This window comes from Micromonospora sp. NPDC005257 (genome assembly GCF_042872445.1).
Lineage (GTDB): Bacteria > Actinomycetota > Actinomycetes > Mycobacteriales > Micromonosporaceae > Micromonospora.
The window spans coordinates 485,246-499,530 of the sequence record NZ_JBIAKL010000001.1 but is presented as its reverse complement, the minus strand read 5'-3'; the positions used below and the strand labels follow the sequence as shown (position 1 = coordinate 499,530).

The following is a 14,285-nucleotide window of genomic DNA, read 5'->3' as shown; positions in this document are numbered from 1 at the left end:
GCGAGGGAGACCCCATGACCCGCTGGACCCCGGACCCGACCTTCTACCCCTCCCCGACGCTCGCCGCCACCGCGCCGGCCGAGAAGCTCGCGTACGTCGCCGCGTTCGACCGCGCCGGGCAGCGCCCCGACGCCATCGCGGTGCTCGACACCGACCCGGACTCCGACTCGTACGGCCGGGTGGTGGGCTGGACCGAGCTGCCGAACACCGGCGACGAGCTGCACCACTTCGGCTGGAACGCGTGCAGCAGCGCGCTCTGCCCGACCGCGCCGCACCCGCACGTGGAGCGCCGCTACCTGATCGTGCCGGGGCTGCGTTCGTCCCGGATCCACGTGCTCGACACCAAGCCCGACCCGCGCCGCCCCGAACTGGTCAAGGTGATCGAGGCGGAGGAACTCGGCAAGCGGGCCGGGTACTCCCGCCCGCACACCGTGCACTGCGGGCCGGACGGCATCTATGTCTCCGCGCTCGGCGGCGCGGACGGGCAGGAGGGGCCGGGCGGCATCGCCGTGCTCGACCACACCACGTTCGAGGTACGCGGCGCGTGGGAGGCCGACCGGGGGCCGCAGTTCCTGGCGTACGACTTCTGGTGGCACTACACGCAGGACGTGCTGGTCACCAGCGAGTGGGGCACGCCGTCGATGATCGAGGACGGCATCGTCGGGGAACTGCTGCTGGGCCGCAGGTACGGGCACGCGATCCACTTCTGGGACCTGGCGAAGCGCCGGCACGTGCAGCGCGTCGACCTCGGCGACCAGTACCAGATGCCGCTGGAGCTGCGCCCCGCGCACGACCCGACGAAGTCGTACGGCTTCGTCGGCGTGGTGATCAGCGTCGAGGACCTGTCCGCCTCGATCTGGCTGTGGCACCGCGACGGCGACGCCTGGGCGGTGACCAAGGTGATCGACATCCCGGCCGAGCCGGCCGACCCGGCCGACCTGCCGGACCTGCTCAAGCCGTTCGGGGCGGTGCCGCCGCTGGTCACCGACATCGACCTGTCGGTCGACGACAGGTTCCTGCACGTGTCCTGCTGGGGCACCGGCGAGCTGATCCGCTACGACGTCAGCGACCCGTTCCACCCGGTACGCGTCGGCGCGGTGCGCCTCGGCGGCATCGTCAACCGCACCCCGCACCCGGCGTTCCCCGACGAGCCGCTGGCGGGCGGACCGCAGATGGTCGAGATCAGCCGCGACGGCCGCCGCGTCTACGTCAGCAACTCGCTCTACGGCGCCTGGGACGACCAGTTCTACCCCGACGGGGTGGGCGCCTGGGTGGCGAAGCTCGACGTCGACCCGGAGAGCGGCGGCCTCGTGCCGGACCCGCGGTTCTTCCCGCGCGGGGAGGAGTTCCGTGGCCGGCGCGTGCACCAGACCCGGTTGCAGGGCGGCGACGCCTCGTCCGACTCGTACTGCTTCCCGTGACCGGCGCGACCTGGGCGGCGCTGGCCGGCCTCGGCGCGTTCCACGGCCTGAACCCGGCGATGGGCTGGCTGTTCGCGGTGGCCCGGGGCCTGCAGGAGCGCCGCCGGGCGGCGTTGCTGGCGGCGCTGCCGCCGATCGCCGCGGGTCACCTCGCGTCGGTGGCGGTGGTCGCCGCGCTGGTGAGCGCGACCCGGTCGGTGACGGCGAGCACAGTGGTCGCGGTCACCGGCGGGGTGCTGCTCGTCGGGTTCGGGCTGTGGCGGCTGCTGTCCGAGCGGCACTTCCGGTGGGCCGGGATGCGGCTGTCGGCGGCGCAGCTCACCGCCTGGTCGTTCCTGATGTCGGCGGCGCACGGCGCGGGCCTGATGCTGCTGCCGGTGCTGCTCGCCGAACCGGCCGCCGGCGCCGGTCCGCACGCCGGGCACCTGGCCGCCGCGCCGTCCGGCGCGTTGACCGGCCTGCTCGCCGCGGCCGTGCACACCGTCGCCATGCTCGGCGTCGCGCTGGCCGTGGCCATGCTGGTGTACGAGGTGCTCGGCGTCGGTGTGCTGCGCCGGGCCTGGTTCAACGTCGACCGGCTCTGGGCCGGCGCGCTGGTGGCGGCCGGGGTGGTGACGCTGATCGGCGCGACGTGAGCCACCGCCCCACCTGGGCTGGATCGACGGGAAGTCCTACTGATTGAATAGGAAAGGCAGCGTCGCCTATCCCGGAGGTCAGCCGTGAGTCAGTCCCCGTCCCCCGTCGAAGCCGTCCACGACGCCGACCGGAGCCGGCAGTGGCTCGCCGGGCAGGCACACGGGCCGGGCGTCGACCGCGAGCGGCTGCTGGAGGTGGGGGCGGCGATGGCCGCGGTGACCGCCGCCGCCGCGGAACGCGAGCCGGTGGCGGTGGCGTCCGCGCCGGTCGGCGTCGACCCCGGCGCACCGGTCGTCAAGCCGCTGCCGCCGGAGCTGCTGCGCCCGCTGGACACCAACGCCGAGATGCACTGGTCGGCGATGGCCGGCCAGGGGTACGTGGTCCCGATCGACCGTTTCTTCGTCCGCAACCACACGGTCACCCCGCACGTGGACGCGGCCACCTGGCGGCTGCGGCTGTTCGGCGACGGCCTGCGCGGCGCGCCGAGCCGGGACAACGCGGTCGAGTTCGACCTGGACGAGCTGCGCCGGCTGCCCGCCGAGGAGCACGCGGCCCTGCTGGAGTGCGCCGGCAACGGGCGGCGCTACTTCGCCGAGCAGCAGGACGAGCCGGCCCCGGGTGTGGCGTGGGGCCTGGGCAGCGTCGGGGTGGCCCGATGGCGGGGGGCCCGGCTCGGCACCGTGCTGCGCCTGGCCGGGCTGCGCGACGAGGCGGTCGACGTGATGCCCGAAGGACTCGACCCGGACTACGTCAGCGGCGGGGTCAACCTCGGCCGGGTACGCCGTCCGATGCCGGTCGCCAAGGCGCTCGACGACGTGCTGCTGGCGTACGAGATGAACGGCGAGCCGCTGCCCGCCGACCACGGGTTCCCGGTGCGGGTCGTGGTGCCTGGCTGGGTCGGCATCTCCTCGATCAAGTGGGTGGGCGCGATCGAGGTCGCCACCACACCCCTGTTCTCGCCGTGGAACACGCAGTTCTACCGGATGTTCGGCCCCGGCCGCCCGACCGACGGCACCGTGCTCACCGCCCAGCCGGTGCGCAGCGCGTTCGAGCTGGCCTGGGACGCGCGGGTGCCGGCCGGCGCGGAGGTGCTGCTGACCGGCCGTTCCTGGTCCGGAAACGGCCCCATCGCGCACGTCGAGGTGGACACCGGCGACGGGTGGCGCCCGGCCGATCTGGTCGAGGCCGACCGGGGTGGCGCCTGGCAGCGCTGGACCGCGCGCTGGCGCCCGCCGGTCACCGGCCGGCACGTCCTGCGCGCCCGCGCCACCGACAGCACCGGCGCGCGGCAGCCCGACCGGGCCGCGCCGAACGACCTCGCGTACCTGTTCGACGCCGTGGTGGCCCACCCGGTGACCGCCTGCTGACCGCCGCTCAGGTGGTGCTGAGGTAGGGCGGCGGCACGGTGTCGGTCAGCCACACCCCGTTGGCCGATCGGTAGAACAGGTACCCGGCCGCTGCCATCGCCGCCGCGTCCACGGTCAGCACCACCACCGCGCCGCCCCGGCGCGCGCCGACGCGCCGGGCCGTCGCCACATCAGGCGACAGGTGTACGTGGTGCCGCCCGCCACGGCGCAGCCCCTGCGCCCGGATCGCGTCCAGCACGGCCTCGCCGGTGCCGTGGAACAGCCGGGGCGGCGGCGCGGCCGGGGTCAGGCCGAGGTCGACCGGGACGGAGTGCCCCTGGTTGGCGCGGATGCGGTCGGCCCCGTCCGGGCCGGGCTCCACCGCGAACCGCTGCTTGTCGTTGCCCGCGACCACGGCGTCCAGTTGGGCGCGGCTGATCACCAGCCCGGCGAGCACGTCGGCGACCGGCACCCAGCCCGCCCGGTCGAGCCGCAACCCGAACGCGTCGGGCCGGTGCCGCAACGCCAGCGACAGCCGCTTGCTCACCCGAACGAGATCCCGATGTTCCACCCGCCCAGTCTGATTCCGTCCTCGTCCCTTGTCGACGCAGTTCCCTGCCGACTCCGCCCTCGCCCTCGCCCTCGCCCCGCCCGCCCCGCCTCGTCGATCTTGCGGTTCCGGCCCCTTGGGCGCCCGATTCGCGCTCTTTGCCGGGACAGGAACTCCATGATCGACGAGCCGGGGAGCGGAGGGTCGGGACGGAGGCGCGACGGGCGGAAGGGCGGGTGGCGGGTGGGCGGGACCGGAGGGAAGAGCGGGAGGGGCGTGTGGGTCAGGCGGCGGCCCGGTCCGGGAGGGGGCGGCGGCGGTGGGACGGGTCGGTCAGGGTGGGCGGGGACCAGGCGCCGTCGGGCTGGTAGAGGTTCGTGCCGGGCGGGACGATCTCGTCGATGCGGTCCAGCACCGCGTCGTCGAGCGTCAGCTCCGCCCCGGCGAGCAACGCGTCCAACTGGTCCATCGTGCGCGGTCCGATGATGGTCGACGTGACCGCCGGGTGCGCGGCGGTGAACGCCACGGCGAGCTGCGGCAGCGTGCAGCCCACCTCGTCGGCGAGCGCGACCAGTTCCTCCACGGCGGCGTACTTCGCGGTGTTGCCCGGCAGCGCCGGGTCGAACCGGGCCGGGGTCAGTGCCGGGCGGCCGGCGCCGAGGTCGACGGGCCGGCCCTGCCGGTACCGGCCGGACAGGAACCCGGAGGCCAGCGGGCTCCACACCAGCACGCCCATCCGGTAGCGGCGGCACACCGGCAGCACCGACGCCTCGACGCCGCGCGCCAGGATCGAGTACGGCGGCTGCTCGGTGCGGAACCGGCCGAGCGCCCGCCGCTCGGCGACGTGGTGCGCCTCCACGATCTCCTCGGCCGGGAAGGTCGAGCAGCCGAACGCGCGGATCTTCCCGGCCCGGACCAGGTCGGTGAGCGCGGCGAGCGTCTCCTCGACGTCGGTGGTGTGGTCGGGACGGTGCACCTGGTAGAGGTCGATCCAGTCGGTGCCCAGCCGGCGCAGGCTGTCCTCCACCGCCCGGACGATCCAGCGTCGCGAGTTGCCGCCCCGGTTGGGCCCCTCCCCCATCGGGAAGTGCACCTTCGTGGCGAGCACCACGTCGTCGCGCCGGCCGCGCAGGGCCTTGCCGACGATCTCCTCCGACTCGCCGGCCGAGTACATGTCGGCGGTGTCCACGAAGTTGATCCCGCCGTCGAGTGCCGCGTGGACGATGCGGGCGCAGTCGTCGTGGTCGGGGTTGCCGACCGCGCCGAACATCATGGTGCCGAGGCAGTGGACGCTGACCTCGATGCCGGTGCCGCCGAGGACGCGATAGCGCATGTGAACTCCCTGGGTTGCACCGCGCCGGCCGGATGGCGCGCGGTCCGGCCACGGTAGGAGTTCGAGTGCGCTGGAGGTCAACCGTCGGCGGGTTCCGCGCTGCCGGCGAGGTAGCCGGCCGCCTGCAACTCGAACAGCTCGCGGTAGAGCCCACCCTGGGCCATCAGCGTGTCGTGGTCACCTGACTGCACGAGCCGGCCGTGGTCCATCACGAGGATCCGGTCGGCGTGCCGGACGTTGGCGAGCCGGTGGGTGATCAGCACGACGGCCCGGTCCGGGTGCCGACGCAGGTGCTGGAAGAGGGCGTGCTCGGCACGTGCGTCCAGCGCGGCGGACGGCTCGTCGCAGATCAGCAGCCGGGCGTCGCGGTAGAGCCCGCGGGCGGCCACCAGCCGTTGCCACTGCCCGCCGGACAGGTCCTGCCCGTTCTTGAACTGCCGGTCGAGCAGCGTGTCGTACCCGAACGGCAGCTCGCTGATCATGTCGTGCGCCGCGGCGTCGCGGGCGGCGGTCTCGACGCTGGGGCCGGGCCCGCCGGCGCGGTCGTGGCGGCCGGCCCGGATGTTCTGCCGGGCGGTGAACGGGAACTTCCACCAGTCCTGGCTCATGACCGCGACCTGGGCGGCGGTCTGCCGGGGGTCCAGCTCGGCGGCGTCCACGCCGTCCCATCGGATCGTGCCGCCGGTGGGACGGTAGAGGCCGGCGATCAGCTTGGCGAGCGTGGTCTTGCCGGAGCCGTTCTCCCCCACCAGCGCGATCACCTCGCCGCGCCGGACCGTCAGACTCACCTCGTCGACAGCCGCCGTGTCGGTGTCCGGGTAGCGCAGGCTGACCCGCTCGACGTCGATGCGCGCGAACCCGGCGACCGGCAGGTGCCCGCCCGCCGGGATCCGCCGCGTCGCCCGGTCCAGGAAGTCGCGGTAGTCCTGGTAGTAGAGGGCGTCCTCGTAGAGCGAGTTGGTGGCGAAGACCGCCGTGCGCAGGCTCGTCCGCGCGGACTGGAGCGCGAGCAGCGCGGTGGCCGCCGCCGCGAGCGCCACCACACCACCCACCAGCAACGCGCCCAGCACCACGTAGAGCCCGAACGTGGCGATGCCCGTGATCGACAGGCCGATCGCCCGGGTGACCGTCTGCGCCCGGGCGAGGCGCAGCTCGGCGCGGGTCTCCAGGCGCGTCATGAGGTGGTATTCCGAGAGCAGGAAGTCGCGCATCTGGTAGGCGCGGATCTCGGCCGCGGTGTGCCGGTTGGCCATCAGGTCGCCCAGCATCCACTTGCGTCGCCGCCGGGTGATGCGGGCGAGCCAGTCGACGTGCTGGCGGCGGGCCATCCGTACCGCCGTCACCGCCTCCGGCGCGGCGGCGACGACCAGGCAGGGCAGCAGCAGTGGGTGGATGATCGTCACGGCGGTAGCCGTGGCGATCACGCCGACCACGCCGGTGACCAGATTGACCGTGTCGTTGACCAGGGAGCCCGCCTCGGCCAGTCCCCGGTCGCGGGCGCGGTCCATCTCCTCGGCGAAGCCGGCGTCGTCGAAGGCCGCCAGTTCCACGGCGGACGTCGTCTCGAACAGCCGCCGCTCCACTGTGAAGTTGATCTGCGGTACGAGCCGGGCCTGCGCCCATCCGGCGGCGATGGTCAGCGCGCCGCGCCCGGCGACGGCGGCCGCCGCCACTGCCAGGGCGGGCAGCGCCGCCCGGATCCGGTCCGGTGTCGGACCCGCCGCGAACAGTTGGTGGAGCACCCCGGTGGTGGCGAGCAGGCCCAGCGTGGTGAGCACGCCGGCGGCGACGTTGAGGCCCAGCGAGGCGGCGGTGTCCCGGCGGCTGGTCGCCCAGGCGAGACTGATCGCCTCGCGGATCAGCGCGGGCAACCGGCGCGCCACCGACCAGAAGCCGGTGTGGGCCAGTTCGGTGGCCCGGTGCATCCAGTGCGGATCGACGAGCTCGGGCAGGGTGGTCTCCCCCGCCGGCTCCTCCTGCGGGTCGGACGGTGGACGAGGGTGGATCACCCCGGCCATGGCACCCCCTCGGCGCGCGATCAGGCAGCAACGCTGGATACTACGTTCCGCTATCGACCAATGTCATTCTGTGATCGGCGTGTCGTGCAGGCGTCCCGACGGGCGTGTCCGCCGCCGGCGGCCGGAAAGTCCCGCCCGCACGGTGATCGCCGCCGGGTCGCGTCGCGCATGAGCGGTCCGGGTGGCAGGCTTGTGGGGTTCGCCGGCGCAGGCCGGCCGACCGCCCGTCGTGAAGGAGAAGATCGACCCGATGGCTGTGGACGTCACCACCACCGACGAATGGCAGGCGCTGCGCAAGCACGCCGAGGCGATGCGCGGCACGCACCTGCGCGACCTGTTCGCCGCCGACGGGCAGCGGGGTGAGCGGCTCACCGGTGAGGTCGCCGACCTGCACATCGACTACAGCAAGAACCTGGTCACCGACGAGACCATCGCGCTGCTCGGCGCGCTCGCCGCCCGGGTCGGCCTGGAAGACCGGATCGCGGCCATGTTCGCCGGGCGGCACATCAACGTCACCGAGGGCCGCGCGGTGCTGCACACCGCGCTGCGCCTGCCCGCCGACGCGTCGCTCACCGTGGACGGCCAGGACGTGGTCGCCGACGTGCACGCCGTACTGGAGCGCATGTCGGCGTTCGCGCAGCGCGTACGCTCCGGGTCGTGGCGGGGCCACACCGGCGAGCGGATCACCACCGTGGTCAACATCGGCATCGGCGGCTCCGACCTCGGGCCGGTGATGGCGTACGAGGCGCTCAAGGCGTACCGGGACGCGGGCATCAGCTGCCGGTTCGTGTCGAACATCGACCCGACCGACATCCACGACAAGACCGCCGACCTGGACCCGGCGAGCACGCTGTTCGTGGTGGTGTCCAAGACGTTCTCCACCCAGGAGACGCTCGCCAACGCCGACCAGGCGCGGCGGTGGCTGCTTGCCGGACTGGACGCGGACGACGACGCGATCGCCCGGCACTTCGTCGCGGTGAGCACAAACGAGCAGCGGGTCCGGGACTTCGGCATCGACCCGGAGAACATGTTCGGCTTCTGGGACTGGGTGGGCGGACGCTACTCGCTGCCGTCGGCGGTCGGCCTGTCGGTGATGCTGGCGATCGGGCCGGACCGGTTCCGCGAGATGCTGGCCGGCTACCACGCGGTCGACGAGCACTTCCGGTCCGCCCCGGTGGAGCGCAACGTGCCGGCGCTGCTCGGGCTGCTCAACGTCTGGTACACCGACTTCCTCGGCGCGGAGACCCACGCGGTGCTGCCCTACTCGCAGTACCTGCACCGGTTCCCCGCCTACCTGCAGCAGCTCACCATGGAGAGCAACGGCAAGTCGACACGCGTCGACGGCTCGCCGGTGACGTACCCGACCGGGGAGATCTTCTGGGGTGAGCCGGGCACCAACGGCCAGCACGCCTTCTACCAGCTCATCCACCAGGGCACCCGGCTGATCCCGGCGGACTTCATCGCGTTCAGCCGGCCCAACCACGACCTGGGCGACATGCACGACCTGTTCATGTCGAACTTCTTCGCCCAGACCGCCGCGCTGGCGTTCGGGCGGACCCGGGAGCAGGTGGAGGCCGAGGGCACCGCGCCCGCTGTGGTGGCGCACCGGGTGATGGCGGGCAACCACCCGACCACGTCGATCCTCGCGCCGAAGCTCACCCCGGCGACGCTGGGGCAGCTCGTCGCGCTCTACGAGCACATCACGTTCACCGAGGCCGCGATCTGGGACATCAACGCCTTCGACCAGTGGGGCGTGGAGCTGGGCAAGGTGATGGCCAACCAGCTCGCGCCGAAGCTCACCGGACCGGAGGCGGACCTGGCCGACGTGGACACGTCGACCGCCGAGCTGATCCGCCGCTACCGGGCCGAACGCGGCCGGAGCTGACCGCACGCCCGTGGCGTCCCGCGTAGACCGGGCCGGGACGCCACGGGTCAGCGGCGCAGCAGGTCGGCGTGCGCGGCGCGCAGCCGGGTCAGCCCCGGGTCACCGGCCGGGGCACGGCGGTCCAGCTCGGCCCACGCCTCGGCGAGCGCGTCGGCCAGCGCCCGCAGCTCGGCGGCGTGCCGCCGGGCGGACTGCCGGTGCAGCTCCTCCAGGCGACGGGCCCAGCCGGCGCTGATCGCGGCGACGCGTTCGGCGTCGGCACGTGCCTGGGCGCCGGTGCGGGCGGCGGACGCGGGCACGATCGCGGCCACCGGCCGGGGATCGCCGTCGCGGGTGACGAGCGTGACGGTGTCCGTCAGCTCGGCCAGAGAGACGAGTTGGGTGAGCCGGGTGCGGACCTCGCGCAGCGGCAGGGCGCGCGGCTGGGGGGACCGGTCGGCCAGTGCGGGGACAGCCATGGACACATGTTCACGTCCGGGTACGACAGTTTCGGCGGTCAGGCGGTCCACTCCGGCGCCAGCACCGACCAGACCTCCATGTCCGCGCGGCCCTCCGGCGTCGCGGCGGCCCCGCGCAGGACGCCGTCGCGGCGCATGCCGAGCCGCCGGGCGACGGCGATGCTGCGGTCGTTGCCGGCCTTCGTGATCCACTCGACCCGGTGGATGCCGCGCTCCCGCACCGCCCAGTCGATGACGAAGCGGGCGGCGCGGGTGACCAGGCCCTGCCCCTCGGCGCCCGGTTCGAGCCAGCAGCCCGCCTCGCACACCCCGCGGGCGGTGCTGAGCGACACGAAGAGCACGCCACCGACGAGCGTGCCGCGCTGCCAGATGCCCCAGAGGCCCCCGTCGTCGCGGGCCCACCGGTCGGCGTACGCCTGGAGGACCTTGCGGGCCGACTCGGCGTCGGTGGCGACGAAGGACGCGCCGACCCAGGGTGCGATGTGGTCGCGGCAGCGGTCGAGGTTGGCCAGGAACTCGTCGGCGTGCCAGGGCGACAGTGGACGCAGCTCGGCGTCGTCGGTGAGGGCGTGGGCGAACATTTGAGGAAGCTAGCAGGACCGTCGCGCTTTTGTCGGTCGGTCCCTCTACGGTCTGCGCCGTGAACGCCGCTCAGACGTACCGATACCTCCAGCCGTCCGCGCTGCGCGCCACCGGTCTCGATCTGCAGACCTGCGGCGGCCCGGCGGCCAACCCGCGCTTCTTCGCCGGGTTCCTCACCGCCCCGGCCGCTGCGGCGGCCGGGCTGCTCGCCGTCGCCGAGGTGGCCCGCACCCGCTACCACCAGCCGGTCAACCCGGCCAGCCTGGATCCGGTGGTGACCGGCAGCCGGGGCCGCCTGCGGTTCGAGTCGTTCTCCGGCTGCTGCGGGGTGTACGCGCGGATGGACGTGCTGCCGGCCGGGCTGGACGGGGAGATCAGCGGCCACGGCACCACGAACGTGGACGTGAACCCGCAGCTGCGGGAGGCGCTGGCCCGGGTGGGCGGCATCGAGCCGCTGCACGTGGCGGTGGGCCCGGACGACCTGACGGTCTCCACCATGGACGGCTCCGTGGTCGAGCGGAAGGTGCCGCTGCCCGGCCGCTGGCTGCGCGGCTTCGCCGAGGTGCACGTGCTCACCTCCGGCTTCGAACCGCGCGCCGAGATCCCGGCGGCGGAGGCGGCGGCGTTCCTGCGCCGGCTGCCCGCCGCGAACGACCGCAGCGTGCTGTGGGCGGTGCCCGCCGGGCGTACGCTGCGGCTGACCTCCCGCCCGGCGCCGGGCGCGGTCTGCCTCGCCGGCGCGGGCCGGCTCGCGGCGCTGCGCGGCGTGCTGCGGCACGCGCGCACGCTGCGGGTGTACGGCCCGGCGGTGCGGGCCGGCTCCCCCGCCGTGCCGAGCACGTGGGAGCTGGACACCGGGGCGCTGCGGGTGTCGCTCACCCTCTCCCCCGAGCCGTACCGCGGTTTCTCCGGTGAGGGCGCGGCCCTGGCGGCGCTCGCCGGTGACGACGTGGTCGACGACGCGGAACTGGTCGGCGCGCTGCTCAACTGGGATCCGACGATCGACGTGGCCGCGCTGGCCGACGCCGCCGCGCTGCCCGACGAGCGGGTGCGTGCCGCGCTCGCCCAGCTGGGCACCGCCGGGCGGGTCGGGTACGACGTGGCGGACGGGGCGTACTTCCACCGGGTGATGCCCTACGACGCGGGCCGCGCCGAGCGGGACAACCCACGCCTGCTCGGGGCGCGGGCGCTGGTCGAGCGCGGCGCCGTCGAGCGCGACGGCGAGGACGCGACGGTACGCACCGACGCCGAGACCTACCGGGTACGCCGCCACCCGGACGGCGCGTACTCCTGCACCTGCCGCTGGTGGGCGCGGCACCGCGGGCAGCGAGGGCCGTGCCGGCACGCGCTGGCCGTGTCGATGGTCGCGGCGCCGGTGGAGGCGCTGTCGTGACCGGCTTCGTCGAGGCGGTGGTGAGCGGCAAGATGTCGGAGGTCCGGTCCGCCCTGGCCGGCTTGGACGAGCCGGCCCGGCGGGCGCTCGGCGACGAACTGGTCGCCGACGTGCGCCGCAGGCGGGACGCCTGGTGGTGGCAGGGCGAGGCGGCGACGCTGGCGGTGGCCGCGGTGGGGACGCTGAGCACGCCGACGAAGGTGGCCGCGCTGCTCGGCCGCCGCTCGGTCTGGCTGAGCGGCGTCGACGCCGCGCCGGTGGTCGACGTCGCCCGGGAACGCGGGGTGACCTGGCTGGCCGACGTGGCGTACAAGCTGGCCGACCGGCTCCCCCGGGACCGGATGGTCGTGGGCTGGCGGTTCGTCGCCGGGCTCCTGCTGGCGGAGAAGGCGCCGCCGCCGACCGGGGACGACTTCGTGCGTGGCTGGGCCGCCGCGCAGGGCTGGCCGGCCCCGCGCGGGACGCGCCTGCCGACCGTGGACCGGCTACGCGCGGACCCGTTCCTGGACGCGCTGCTGCCGCGCCTGTTCGAGGTGGACGGCGTGGGTACCGAACTGGCCCACGGCGACGGCACGGGCACGGACTCGAATGCGCTGCCCCGGGCGCTGGCGGCGCTGGCGGCGGAGGGCCGGCTCGATCGGGCGGTCCTGCTCAACGGCGTCCTCGGCCGGCTGCTGCGCGGTGACCGGCCGGGCGCGCTGCGCCCGTTCCTGGTCCTGCACGACCTGCTCGCACCGACCCCGGACGAGGTGGCGGTGCGGTCGAACGCCTATCTGCGGCTGCTCGCCGACGGTCCCGGGCCGGTGGCCCGCACCGCCCAGCGGACGCTCCGGGAGGCCGGCGACGCCGCCGAGCCGGAGGCGCTGTGGGAGGCCGCCCGGACGGTGCTGGCCCGGCCGGAGAAGGCGTTGGTCCGGGCGCAGGTGTCCTGGCTCGACCGGCTGGCCCGGCAGCACCCGGGTCAGGCTCCGGCGATCGGCGCGGTGCTCGCCGTGGCCGCCGACCACCCGGACGCCGGCCTGCGTGAACGCGCGCTGACGCTGGCGCAGCGCCACGGTCACCGGCCGGTCGCCGTCACCACGGTGGCCGAGGCCCGCGACGACCTGCCGCCGCCGCTGCCGGCAGCGGCCGCGCCACCGCCGATCGACGACGTGGACGAGCTGGTGGAGGAGGTCGCGGCGGCGCTGCGCGGGCAGTGGCCGACAGGGGTTCTCGAACGGGTCATGGACGGCCTGGTGCGGCTGGGCACCCGCGAGCGCGACCGGGTCGGTGCGGCGCTGCGCCCGGTGCTGCACCGGGCGCACGTCACCGAGTACCACCAGAGCTGGGCCCGGTTCATGCCCGCGGCGCAGGTGAACGGGATACTGCTGGCCGCCGCCGGGATCGGGGACGCCACCCGTCGCCGGGACTACTGGGCGTCGGTGCTGGCGACGTCCCGGTCCGACCAGGCGACGTCCGGCCGTCCCGCGCCGATGTGGCTCTACCGGTTGCGCCTGGCCGAGGCCGGGCAGCGGATGGACGGACACGACGATCCCGGGCTGTTGTCCGCGCCCACCTCGGCCACCGGGGCGATCGAACCGGCGGTGCTCTACGAGCGGCTGGCCGCACTCGGCGACCGGCCGTACTGGCAGTGGGACTGCGGGCAGGCGTTCCTGCGCCTGCCGGCAGTCGTCGACGAGCCGCTGGCGGCACGCGCGGAGGCGCTCGGCACGACCGCCGGGATCGAACTGGCGGCCTGGCTGCGCGGCGAGATCGTGCCGGTGCCGGCGCAGGAGGTGGTGACGGTGGGCCGGCGGGAACGGTCCCGCGGACGCGACTGGAGCTACGACTCGTTGCCGGAACGACGCCGGCTGGTCGCGCTCACCCCGTCGGCCGACGTGGACGACCGGTTCGGCCTGCTCACCCTGACGCCCCCGGCGATCGGCAGCCGGACCTACGGCACCGCCGACCTGTGGCCGGCCGTCCTGCCCGGGCACCGGGGCGTGGTCGCCGCCCACGTCCTCCCCGAGCTGGCCATGGCCGCACAGGAGGATCTCGGCGGAGAAGGCCCGGTCCTGCTGACCCTTGCCGAGTGCACGGGCGCGGGCGGGCCGGCGCTGGACCTGGCCATGGCGTACGGGCTGTGTGCCCGGCACGAGGCGGACCGGGTCGCCGCGCTCGACGCGCTGCTGCTCCTGGCCGCCGCCGGTGACCTGGACGCGCCAGCGGTCGGCGGGCACCTGGGCGAGATCGGAGCGCAGGGGCAGGTGATCCTCACCCGGGCCGTCACGCCGCTGCGCGACGCGCTGGCGGCGGGCGCCCGGCTGAGCGTCTGGCGGCTGCTCGCGGCGGCGTTACCGCCGCTGCTGGCCGCGCCGACGCCACCCCGGGGCACACCGGACCTGCTCGCGCTGGCGGCGGAGGCGGCGACCACGACGGGCGTCCGGATCGAGGTGCCCGGACTGGCCGACGTGGCGGCCCGGGGCGGCGGCAGCCGGCTGGTCGCCGAGGCCCGCCGGCTCACCGCCACCCTGGCCGCCTGAACCGGCGACTCGTCACCGGGACCGGCACCTCGGCGGCCGAACGCACGGCGGTCCGGCATGCGGACGCGCACCGGCCCGCCTGTCGTTCGGGGCAGGCTCGCCGGGCGGACCGGTCAGGTAGCGCCGTCGCGGGGCAGGTAG

At 74.8% G+C, this 14,285-nt stretch carries 11 protein-coding genes; 6 read left to right on the top strand and 5 right to left on the bottom strand.

Annotated elements, in window-relative coordinates; genetic code table 11:
• Positions 1-14 precede the first annotated feature (14 nt).
• The 3 genes from ACFYO8_RS01950 to ACFYO8_RS01940 all read left to right on the top strand — a co-directional run bounded on the left by ACFYO8_RS01950 (position 15) and on the right by ACFYO8_RS01940 (position 3,424).
• Positions 15-1,421: a selenium-binding family protein gene (locus tag ACFYO8_RS01950; protein WP_355096334.1), complete on the top strand. Its 1,407-nt coding sequence runs from the start codon at positions 15-17 to the stop codon at positions 1,419-1,421.
• Positions 1,418-2,056 (top strand): hypothetical protein, encoded by a 639-nt coding sequence (locus ACFYO8_RS01945; protein ID WP_354863870.1) that lies wholly within the window; start codon positions 1,418-1,420, stop codon positions 2,054-2,056. The genes ACFYO8_RS01950 and ACFYO8_RS01945 overlap by 4 nt, the downstream gene beginning before the upstream one ends.
• 84 nt (positions 2,057-2,140) lie before the next feature.
• A complete protein-coding gene (locus ACFYO8_RS01940) occupies positions 2,141-3,424 on the top strand; it encodes a sulfite oxidase (protein ID WP_354863872.1) in 1,284 nt (427 codons plus the stop codon).
• Positions 3,425-3,431: 7 nt separating this feature from the next.
• Here the strand turns inward: ACFYO8_RS01940 and ACFYO8_RS01935 are convergent, their stop codons facing one another.
• The 3 genes from ACFYO8_RS01935 to ACFYO8_RS01925 all read right to left on the bottom strand — a co-directional run bounded on the left by ACFYO8_RS01935 (position 3,432) and on the right by ACFYO8_RS01925 (position 7,304).
• Positions 3,432-3,974: an RNA 2'-phosphotransferase gene (locus ACFYO8_RS01935; protein ID WP_354863874.1), complete on the bottom strand. Its 543-nt coding sequence runs from the start codon at positions 3,972-3,974 to the stop codon at positions 3,432-3,434.
• Between the two features lie 262 nt (positions 3,975-4,236).
• Positions 4,237-5,286: an aldo/keto reductase gene (locus tag ACFYO8_RS01930; protein ID WP_354863876.1), complete on the bottom strand. Its 1,050-nt coding sequence runs from the start codon at positions 5,284-5,286 to the stop codon at positions 4,237-4,239.
• A gap of 77 nt (positions 5,287-5,363) precedes the next feature.
• Positions 5,364-7,304 (bottom strand): ABC transporter ATP-binding protein, encoded by a 1,941-nt coding sequence (locus ACFYO8_RS01925; RefSeq protein ID WP_354863878.1) that lies wholly within the window; start codon positions 7,302-7,304, stop codon positions 5,364-5,366.
• Positions 7,305-7,554: 250 nt separating this feature from the next.
• Between ACFYO8_RS01925 and pgi the strand changes: the two genes are divergently transcribed.
• Entirely contained in the window at positions 7,555-9,189 is a 1,635-nt protein-coding gene (gene pgi, locus ACFYO8_RS01920; RefSeq protein ID WP_354863880.1) for a glucose-6-phosphate isomerase, read from the top strand.
• A 47-nt stretch (positions 9,190-9,236) separates the two neighbouring features.
• Here pgi and ACFYO8_RS01915 read toward each other — a convergent pair whose 3' ends face one another.
• Together ACFYO8_RS01915 and ACFYO8_RS01910 are read right to left on the bottom strand one after the other, a co-directional pair.
• Positions 9,237-9,647, bottom strand: coding sequence for a type II toxin-antitoxin system Phd/YefM family antitoxin (locus tag ACFYO8_RS01915; protein ID WP_354863882.1), 411 nt, complete (start codon positions 9,645-9,647; stop codon positions 9,237-9,239).
• Positions 9,648-9,685: 38 nt separating this feature from the next.
• Complete coding sequence (locus tag ACFYO8_RS01910) at positions 9,686-10,228, bottom strand: GNAT family protein (RefSeq protein WP_354863884.1); 543 nt, start codon at positions 10,226-10,228, stop codon at positions 9,686-9,688.
• 59 nt (positions 10,229-10,287) lie between these two features.
• Here ACFYO8_RS01910 and ACFYO8_RS01905 point away from each other — a divergent pair, with 59 nt between their 5' ends.
• A complete protein-coding gene (locus ACFYO8_RS01905; RefSeq protein ID WP_387256645.1) occupies positions 10,288-11,622 on the top strand; it encodes an SWIM zinc finger family protein in 1,335 nt (444 codons plus the stop codon).
• Positions 11,619-14,144 carry a hypothetical protein gene (locus ACFYO8_RS01900; protein WP_354863888.1) on the top strand — a complete coding sequence of 842 codons (2,526 nt, stop codon included), beginning with the start codon at positions 11,619-11,621 and terminating at the stop codon, positions 14,142-14,144. Before ACFYO8_RS01905 ends, ACFYO8_RS01900 begins: the two co-directional genes overlap by 4 nt.
• Positions 14,145-14,285 lie beyond the last annotated feature (141 nt).